This window comes from Ruegeria sp. AB5 (assembly GCF_056542645.1).
In genome coordinates this window covers 1-625 of record NZ_JBQGAE010000083.1, presented here as the reverse complement: position 1 = coordinate 625, position 625 = coordinate 1, and the positions used below count along the sequence as shown (strand labels likewise).

1 protein-coding gene is annotated in these 625 nt (G+C 61.0%); it reads left to right on the top strand.

Annotated elements, in window-relative coordinates; translation table 11 throughout:
- Positions 1-432, top strand: a 432-nt coding sequence (locus ACR0L4_RS23730; RefSeq protein ID WP_480515676.1) for an autotransporter outer membrane beta-barrel domain-containing protein, incomplete at its 5' end; no start/stop codon positions are given.
- Positions 433-625: the final 193 nt, after the last annotated feature.

Sequence of the window (625 nt, the reverse complement as noted above, 5' to 3'; positions counted from 1 at the left end):
GAGGCCGGACAGCAGCTTGTCCTTGGCTCTCGGCTGAAGGTGATCACGCAGGCGCAGCTGAGCCTGTCATCTGTGACGTTCAGTGACTTCACGAGTGAGGCGCAGGGGGAGCAGCGGGTGTCGCTCGAGGATGCGGTGAGCCAGCAGCTGCGGCTTGGGCTTGAGTTTGGGGCGCAGGATCAGGGTGCGAGCGGCGTTTACGGGATGGTGAACCTGTACCATGATTTTGGGTCTGGCAGCGAGGTGCGGGTTGGGCCGGCGTCGCTGACGAGTGAGAACGAGGCTTGGGCGCTTGGGTTTGGGATTGGGGGCAGCTATGCGTGGAATGACCGCGTGGACCTGTTTGGCGAGGCCTCCTATGCCACCGGGCTCAGCAACGCCGGGGATGTCAGTGCTCTCAGCGCAAGCGCAGGCTTTAAAGTGATGTTCTGAGGAGGGTCGGGTCTCGTCGTTGTGATGATTGGAAGGTCAGCGAGCAGGCAACCAAAGCGGCAGCGCAGCGACCACGCCGAATATCAGCCAATTCTCCGCGACAATCCTGAATTGGTAGAATGAGCCCCTACCTGCCTTTCCCAAGCTACTTGATCTCTGCGTGTGCATGCGTCCGGTAAGCGGACAAAGCGGC